This is a genomic window from Streptomyces sp. NPDC127190, from assembly GCF_042672505.1.
In the GTDB taxonomy this organism is placed as follows: domain Bacteria; phylum Actinomycetota; class Actinomycetes; order Streptomycetales; family Streptomycetaceae; genus Streptomyces.
This window is the reverse complement of record NZ_JBHXVE010000057.1, coordinates 1-8,286: the sequence shown is the minus strand read 5'-3', so window position 1 is coordinate 8,286 and position 8,286 is coordinate 1. Positions and strand designations below refer to the sequence as shown.

6 protein-coding genes are annotated in these 8,286 nt (G+C 73.4%); all 6 read left to right on the top strand.

All coding sequences use genetic code 11. The annotated features are described in order from the left end of the window. Positions 1-3,855, top strand: a 3,855-nt coding sequence (locus tag ACFVIU_RS38890) for a ribonuclease E/G (protein ID WP_385848495.1), incomplete at its 5' end; no start/stop codon positions are given. Positions 3,856-3,976: 121 nt separating this feature from the next. Next, on the top strand, positions 3,977-4,729 hold the full coding sequence (locus ACFVIU_RS38885; protein WP_385848494.1) for a sugar phosphate nucleotidyltransferase: 753 nt from the start codon (positions 3,977-3,979) through the stop codon (positions 4,727-4,729). Further along, positions 4,717-5,778: an iron-containing alcohol dehydrogenase family protein gene (locus ACFVIU_RS38880; protein WP_385848492.1), complete on the top strand. Its 1,062-nt coding sequence runs from the start codon at positions 4,717-4,719 to the stop codon at positions 5,776-5,778. The genes ACFVIU_RS38885 and ACFVIU_RS38880 overlap by 13 nt, the downstream gene beginning before the upstream one ends. Before the next feature lie 188 nt (positions 5,779-5,966). Next, positions 5,967-6,287: a 50S ribosomal protein L21 gene (gene rplU, locus ACFVIU_RS38875; RefSeq protein WP_009188585.1), complete on the top strand. Its 321-nt coding sequence runs from the start codon at positions 5,967-5,969 to the stop codon at positions 6,285-6,287. Between the two features lie 14 nt (positions 6,288-6,301). Next, on the top strand, positions 6,302-6,556 hold the full coding sequence (rpmA, locus tag ACFVIU_RS38870) for a 50S ribosomal protein L27 (RefSeq protein WP_023550764.1): 255 nt from the start codon (positions 6,302-6,304) through the stop codon (positions 6,554-6,556). 121 nt (positions 6,557-6,677) lie between these two features. After that, entirely contained in the window at positions 6,678-8,123 is a 1,446-nt protein-coding gene (gene obgE, locus ACFVIU_RS38865; RefSeq protein WP_385848490.1) for a GTPase ObgE, read from the top strand. Positions 8,124-8,286 lie beyond the last annotated feature (163 nt).

The window sequence follows — 8,286 nt, the reverse complement described above, 5'->3', positions numbered from 1 at the left end:
GTACCGGCTGCTGCCGCCGCTGAGCCCGAGGTGGCTGAGCAGGAGGCTGCCGCTGTCGAGGAGGAGGCCGCGCCTGCCGCCCGGCCGCGTCGTCGGGCCGCGCGTCGTGCCTCCGCTCCCGCCGGTGCGCCGGTGGCTGCCGAGGAGGCCGCCGAGACCGTCGTACCGGCTGCTGCCGCTGCTGAGCCCGAGGTGGCTGAGCAGGAGGCTGCCGCTGTCGAGGAGGAGGCCGCGCCTGCCGCCCGGCCGCGTCGTCGCGCCAGCCGCCGCGCCTCCGCCCCCGCCGGTGCGCCGAAGGCCGCCGAGCCCGCCGCCGAGGAGGCCCCGGCCGCCGCTGCCGCCGCGCAGGAGCCGGTCGAGGAGCCCGCGGCTCCCGCCGTCGCCGCCGCTGCCGAGGAGGCCGCTCCGCGCCGTACCCGGCGCCGGGCCACCCGACGCGTGTCCGCGCCCGAGGGCGCTCCCGCCGCCGAGGCCGAGGCCGAGGAGGAGAAGCCCGTCGCCGAGGCCGGCACGCAGACCCCGGAGGTCCCCGTCACCACGCCCACCACCGAGCCCGCCACGGCCACCCGGCCGGCCCCGGCCGCCGAGCCCGCGCAGCCCGCCGCCGAGGCCGCCGCCCCGCGCCGCGCCCGCCGCCGGGCCGTACGCCCCGCGTTCGGCTTCTCCGAGCCCGCCAAGTCCGCGTCCGCGGCCGACGAGGGCGAGGGCCCGCGCCGGCCCGCCCGCCCCGCCGTCGCCGTGTTCCGGGCGCCGGTGTTCGCCGAGCCCCGGTTCCAGACCCCGGAGCGGGCCGCCGTCGAGGCCGCCGCGGAGGCCGCCGAGGTGGAGGAGCCCGAGGAGACCGAGGAGTACTCGGAGCAGCGCGTGGAGGAACGCCTGGAGGCCGGCTCGCGCCGTCGCCGTCGCCGCCGGGGCGCCGCCCAGGCCGAGGAGACGCAGGCCGCCCCGGCCGAGGAGCCGGTGCAGGCGGAGGAGTCCGCCGAGGAGCCGGCCGAGGCCGAGGACCTGGCCGACGGCGAGGACTCCGAGGAGGCCGAGGGCTTCGAGGAGTCCGGGTCCCGCCGCCGGCGCCGCCGGGGCGGCCGTCGCCGCCGCCGCGGTGACCTCGCCGAGGGCGAGGGCGCGGAGGCCGAGGAACTCGCCGCCGAGCAGGCCGAGCAGGACGCCGAGGACACCGCCGAGCAGGAGGAAGAGGACGCCGAGGAGGCCCTCGGCGAGGCCGGGTCCGGCAGCGCCAGCAGCCGTCGTCGCCGCCGGCGCCGTCGCCGGGCCGGTGACACCTCCGTCGACACCGAGCCCGGTGAGGGCGACCCGGAGCGTACGGTCGTCAAGGTCCGCGAGCCGCGCAAGCCCGCCGAGCCGTCCGACGAGGTCCAGTCCATCAAGGGCTCGACCCGTCTGGAGGCCAAGAAGCAGCGCCGCCGCGAAGGCCGTGAGCAGGGCCGCCGACGCGTTCCGATCATCACCGAGGCCGAGTTCCTGGCCCGCCGCGAGGCCGTCGAGCGGGTGATGGTGGTACGCCAGTACGGCGACCGCACCCAGATCGGCGTCCTGGAGGACGGGGTGCTCGTCGAGCACTACGTCAACAAGGAGCAGTCGACCTCGTACGTCGGCAACGTGTACCTGGGCAAGGTCCAGAACGTGCTGCCGTCGATGGAGGCCGCCTTCATCGACATCGGCAAGGGCCGCAACGCCGTCCTGTACGCCGGCGAGGTCAACTTCGAGGCGCTCGGCATGGCCAACGGCCCGCGCCGCATCGAGGCCGCCCTGAAGTCCGGCCAGTCCGTCCTCGTGCAGGTGACCAAGGACCCGATCGGCCACAAGGGCGCCCGTCTGACCAGCCAGGTCTCCCTGCCGGGCCGCTACCTCGTGTACGTGCCCGAGGGCTCCATGACCGGCATCAGCCGCAAGCTGCCCGACACCGAGCGGGCCCGGCTGAAGTCCATCCTCAAGAAGATCGTCCCCGAGGACGCGGGCGTCATCGTGCGCACCGCCGCCGAGGGCGCGAGCGAGGACGAGCTGCGCCGCGACGTCGAGCGGCTCCAGGCGCAGTGGGAGGAGATCCAGAAGAAGGCCAAGAGCGGCAACGCTCCGACGCTGCTGTACGGCGAGCCGGACATGACCGTCCGGGTCGTGCGCGACATCTTCAACGAGGACTTCTCCAAGGTCATCGTCAGCGGTGACGAGGCCTGGCAGACCATCCACGGCTATGTCGCGCACGTCGCGCCCGACCTGGCCGGCCGGCTGTCGAAGTGGACCTCCGAGGTCGACGTCTTCGCCACCTACCGGATCGACGAGCAGCTGGCCAAGGCGCTGGACCGCAAGGTCTGGCTGCCCAGCGGCGGTTCGCTGGTGATCGACAAGACCGAGGCGATGGTCGTCATCGACGTCAACACCGGCAAGTTCACCGGTCAGGGCGGCAACCTCGAAGAGACCGTGACCAGGAACAACCTGGAGGCGGCCGAGGAGATCGTGCGCCAGCTGCGGCTGCGCGACCTCGGCGGCATCGTCGTCATCGACTTCATCGACATGGTCCTGGAGTCCAACCGCGACCTGGTGCTGCGCCGCCTGCTGGAGTGCCTGGGCCGCGACCGTACGAAGCACCAGGTGGCCGAGGTGACCTCGCTGGGCCTGGTGCAGATGACGCGCAAGCGGGTCGGCCAGGGTCTGCTGGAGTCCTTCTCCGAGACCTGCGTCCACTGCAACGGCCGCGGTGTCATCGTGCACATGGAGCAGCCGAGCGCCAACGGCGGCGGCAAGCGCAAGAAGCGCGGTGGCCGTGGCGAGGCGCCGGAGCAGCCGGAGCACGTGCATGTGCACGAGACCGCTGCGGTGGCCGTGGAGACCGGTGAGGCCGTCGAGCCGGAGGCCGAGTCCGCCGCCGAGGTGGCCGCCGAGATCGCCGAGCCGGTCTCGCTGCCCGCCCCCGACTTCGCGCCGGACGAGGAGCTGTACAACAGCGTCGCCGAGGCGGAGGCGGCGGCCGGCCGTGGCCGTACGCGGCGCCGGGCGAGCCGCCGGGCGTCCGCTCCGGCGGGTGCGCCGAGGGCGGAGAAGGCCCCGCGGGCCGACCGCGCCGAGCGGGCCGCCCGGGCCGCCGAGGCCGAGGAGGCCGCCGCCGCGGTGCCGACCGCGCAGGACGTCACCGCCGAGGAGGCGGCCGCGCGTCCGGTACGGCCGGAGACCGCCGCCGAGGCCCTGGCCGAGCCGGTGGCCGCCGAGGACCAGGTGGTTCCGGCGGAGCCGCAGGTGGAGGTTGCCGAGGCTCCTGCCGCCGAGGAGGCCGCGCCGAAGGGCCGTACGCGCCGTCGGGCGACCCGGAAGGTGTCCGCGCCGGCCGGTTCCCCCGCGGGTGCCGAGGCCGCCGTGGTGACCATCGCCGAGGCTCCCGCGGCCGAGGCCGCCGCGCCCAAGGCTCCGGTGGAGGAGGCCCCGGCCGCTGCCGAGGACGCGCCCGTGCAGCCCGCCGAGACCGCCGAGGCCGCCGCGCCGGCCCGTCCGCGCCGCCGTGCGGTGCGCAAGGCCACCGCGCCGACCGCGCCCGAGGAGGCGGCCGTCGTGGTCGTCCCGTCGGCCGCGGCGGAGGCCGCCCCGGAGGCCGAGGCTGCCCCGGCGGAGGCCGAGGCGCCCGGCGTCGAGGAGGTCGCGCCGGCCAAGAAGACCGCCCGCAAGGCGGCCAAGAAGGCACCGGCGAAGAAGGCCGCGGCGAAGAAGACGGCCGCCAAGAAGACCGCGGCCAAGAAGACGGCCGCGAAGAAGACGACGGTGAAGAAGGCGGCCAAGTCGGCCACCACCGCCGCCGCGAAGACGACGGCGAAGAAGACCGCCACCGTCTCCACCACCGACGAGGGCTGACGCCCGACTCGTCCCATCCCGTGTGGCCCCGTCGTCAGGGCGGGGCCACACGGTTTTTTCCGGGGGGCCCGATCCACCGTCGGACACCGGCGGAAGCGCGAAACGAAGGAGAAAGACCGCGATGATAGGCCTCGTGCTGGCAGCCGGCGCCGGACGGCGACTGCGCCCCTACACCGACACCCTGCCCAAGGCGTTGGTGCCGGTGGGGCCCGCGGGCATCGAGGGCGAGCCCACGGTCCTCGACCTGACCCTGGCCAACTTCGCCGAGGTCGGTCTGACCGAGGTCGCGGTCATCGTCGGCTACCGCAAGGAGGCCGTGTACGAGCGCAAGGCGGCCCTGGAGGCGAAGTACGGCCTGAAGCTCACCCTCATCGACAACGACAAGGCCGAGGAGTGGAACAACGCCTACTCCCTGTGGTGCGGCCGGGACGCCCTGAAGGACGGCGTGATCCTCGCCAACGGCGACACCGTGCACCCGGTCTCGGTCGAGAAGACGCTGCTGGCCGCCCGCGGTGAGGGCAGGAAGATCATCCTCGCGCTGGACACCGTGAAGTCCCTGGCCGACGAGGAGATGAAGGTCGTCGTCGACCCGGCCAAGGGGATGACGAAGATCACCAAGCTGATGGACCCGGCCGAGGCGACCGGCGAGTACATCGGGGTCACCCTCATCGAGGGCGACGCCGCCGCCGAGCTGGCCGACGCGCTCAAGACGGTCTGGGAGACCGACCCGCAGCAGTTCTACGAGCACGGCTACCAGGAGCTGGTCCATCGCGGCTTCCGGATCGACGTCGCGCCGATCGGCGACGTCGACTGGGTGGAGATCGACAACCACGACGATCTCGCCCGCGGCCGGGAGATCGCATGCCGCTCCTGACCCGGCTGACCCCCTCGCCGGTCGTCGTGGACATCCGCCCGGGTGCCCTGGCCGACCTGGGGGCGGTCCTCGCCGACGAGCGGATCGCCCAGTCCGGCCGGCTGGCGGTCGCCGTCAGCAACGGCTCCGGCGCCCGGCTGCGCGAGCGGGTCTCGCCCTCGCTGCCCGGCGCCACCTGGTACGAGGTGGGCGGCGGCACCCTGGACGACGCGGTCCGGCTGGCCGGCGAGATGAAGTCCGGCCACTACGACGCGGTGGTCGCGCTGGGCGGCGGGAAGGTCATCGACTGCGCCAAGTTCGCGGCGGCCCGGGTGGGCCTGCCGCTGGTCGCCGTCGCCACCAACCTCGCCCACGACGGGATCTGCTCGCCCGTGTCCATCCTGGACAACGACGCGGGCCGCGGCTCCTACGGCGTGCCGACCCCCGTCGCCCTCCTCATCGACCTGGACGTGGTCCGCGAGGCGCCGCTGCGGTTCGTGCGCTCCGGCATCGGCGACGCCGTGTCCAACATCTCCGCGGTCGCGGACTGGGAGCTGTCCCACCAGGTCAACGGCGAGAAGATCGACGGTCTGGCCGCCGCCATGGCCCGGCAGGCCGGCGAGGCCGTGCTGCGGCACCCGGGCGGCTGCGGCGACGACGCGTTCCTGACCGTGCTGGCCGAGGGGCTCGTGCTGTCCGGCATCGCCATGTCCATCGCCGGGCACACCCGCCCCTCCTCCGGCGCCTGCCACGAGATCGGCCACGCGCTGGACCTGCTCCACCCCGGGCGGGCGGCGAGCCACGGCGAGCAGGTCGGCCTCGCGGCCGCCTTCGCCATGCGGCTGCGCGGCGACGAGGAGGGCAGCCTGCTGATGGCCGAGACCCTGCGCCGGCACGGGCTGCCGGTGACGGCGGCGGAGCTGGGCTTCAGCGACGAGGAGTTCGCCCGGGCGGTGGAGTTCGCGCCGGAGACCCGCCCCGGCCGCTACACGATCCTGGAGCACCTCGCCCTCACGCCGGAGCGGATCAGGACGGCGTACGCGGAGTACGCGGCCGCGGTCTCCGGCTGAGCGGGGCCCGGTTTGACCCTCATGGTCGGGCCCCGTAACCTAGACCGTCGGCGTGTCCTTTGCACATGCCTACATCCCCGTAAACCTTTTCCTCCCGGACACCTGGTGGGCCGGGAGAGGTCGCCCGTGGTCTTCCCGGGCGGCTGGCCTGCGGGGGTGCCGTTTCTACGAGCGAAAGTGAGATCCGCGTGTACGCCATCGTGCGCAGCGGCGGTCGCCAGCACAAGGTTGCTGTCGGCGACATCGTCGAGGTTGACAAGATTTCCACTGCCAAGGTTGGCGACACGGTCGAGCTCTCGACCCTGCTCGTTGTCGACGGCGACGCTGTGACCAGCGACCCGTGGGTGCTGGCCGGCATCAAGGTCCAGGCCGAGGTCGTGGACCACCACAAGGGGCAGAAGATCGACATTCTGCGCTACAAGAACAAGACCGGCTACCGCCGTCGGCAGGGTCACCGCCAGCAGTACACGGCGATCAAGGTCACGTCGATCCCCACGGCTGCGAAGTAAGGGACTGAGGAGAAATGGCACACAAGAAGGGCGCATCGTCCACCCGGAACGGTCGCGACTCCAACGCCCAGCGGCTCGGCGTGAAGCGCTTCGGCGGTCAGGTCGTCAACGCGGGTGAGATCCTGGTCCGCCAGCGCGGTACCCACTTCCACCCCGGCGCCGGTGTCGGCCGTGGCGGCGACGACACGCTGTTCGCCCTCCAGGCCGGTGCGGTGGAGTTCGGTACCCACCGTGGCCGCAAGGTCGTGAACATCGTTCCGGTCGCCTGAACCAAGGCGTAGCCCGAACGTTTCGATTCGCGAGGCGGACCTCACTTCCCGGTCGGGAAGGCGGGTCCGCCTTTCGCGTGTTAAGAGAGAAACACCCGAACATTTCTGGAGGCACTGCACCATGACCACCTTCGTGGACCGCGTCGAGCTGCACGTCGCCGCGGGTAACGGAGGCCACGGCTGTGCCTCCGTCCACCGCGAGAAGTTCAAGCCGCTCGGCGGCCCGGACGGCGGTAACGGCGGCCGCGGTGGGGATGTCATCCTCACCGTCGACCAGTCCGTGACCACGCTGCTCGAGTACCACCACTCCCCGCACCGCAAGGCCACCAACGGCAAGCCCGGTGAGGGCGGCAACCGCTCCGGCAAGGACGGCCAGGACCTGATCCTGCCGGTGCCGGACGGCACCGTCGTCCTGGACAAGGCGGGCAATGTCCTCGCCGACCTGGTCGGGCACGGGACGTCGTACATCGCCGCGCAGGGCGGCCGGGGCGGCCTCGGCAACGCGGCGCTGGCCTCGGCCCGCCGCAAGGCGCCCGGCTTCGCGCTGCTCGGTGTCCCGGGCGACGTCCAGGACATCGTCCTGGAGCTGAAGACGGTCGCCGACGTGGCGCTGGTCGGCTATCCGAGCGCGGGCAAGTCCTCGCTGATCTCGGTGCTGAGCGCGGCCAAGCCGAAGATCGCCGACTACCCCTTCACCACCCTGGTGCCGAACCTCGGTGTCGTCACCGCCGGCTCGACCGTCTACACCATCGCCGATGTGCCGGGTCTGATCCCGGGCGCCAGCCAGGGCAAGGGCCTCGGCCTGGAGTTCCTGCGGCACGTGGAGCGGTGCAGTGTGCTGGTGCATGTGCTGGACACCGCGACCCTGGAGTCCGACCGCGACCCCGTCTCCGACCTCGACATCATCGAGGCCGAGCTGCGGGAGTACGGCGGCCTGGACAACCGGCCCCGGATCGTCGTCCTGAACAAGGTGGACGTGCCCGACGGCAAGGACCTCGCCGAGATGGTCCGCCCCGACCTGGAGGCCCGCGGCTACCGCGTCTTCGAGGTCTCGGCCGTTGCCCACATCGGGCTGCGCGAGCTGTCCTTCGCCCTCGGTGAGCTGGTCGCCCAGGCACGGGCCGCCAAGCCCAAGGAGGAGGCGACCCGGATCGTCATCCGGCCCAAGGCCGTGGACGACGCCGGCTTCACCGTCACCCGCGAGGAGGTCGGCGGCGAGCCGCTGTTCCGGGTGCGGGGCGAGAAGCCGGAGCGCTGGGTGCGGCAGACCGACTTCAACAACGACGAGGCCGTCGGCTACCTCGCCGACCGGCTCAACCGCCTCGGCGTGGAAGAGGCGCTGATGAAGGCGGGCGCCCGGTCCGGCGACGGGGTCGCCATCGGCCCCGAGCACAACGCGGTCGTCTTCGACTGGGAGCCGACCGTCATGGCCGGTGCGGAGATGCTGGGCCGCCGTGGCGAGGACCACCGCTTCGACGCCCCGCGGCCCGCGACCCAGCGCCGCCGGGACAAGCAGGCCGAACGGGACGAGGCCAGCCAGGAGTTCGACGACTTCGAGCCGTTCTAGACAGCGGCGAGCCGTTCTCGGCAACGGCGAGCCGTTCTCGGCGCAGGCACGACGAAAGGGGGGGGCGGGGGGAGAAACACCCGCCCCCCCATTGGCGGGTGCGGATTGGCGGAGGCGCCCGGGCCGGGGGGGGGCGGGGCGGCGGGCGCCCCCCGCCCCCGCC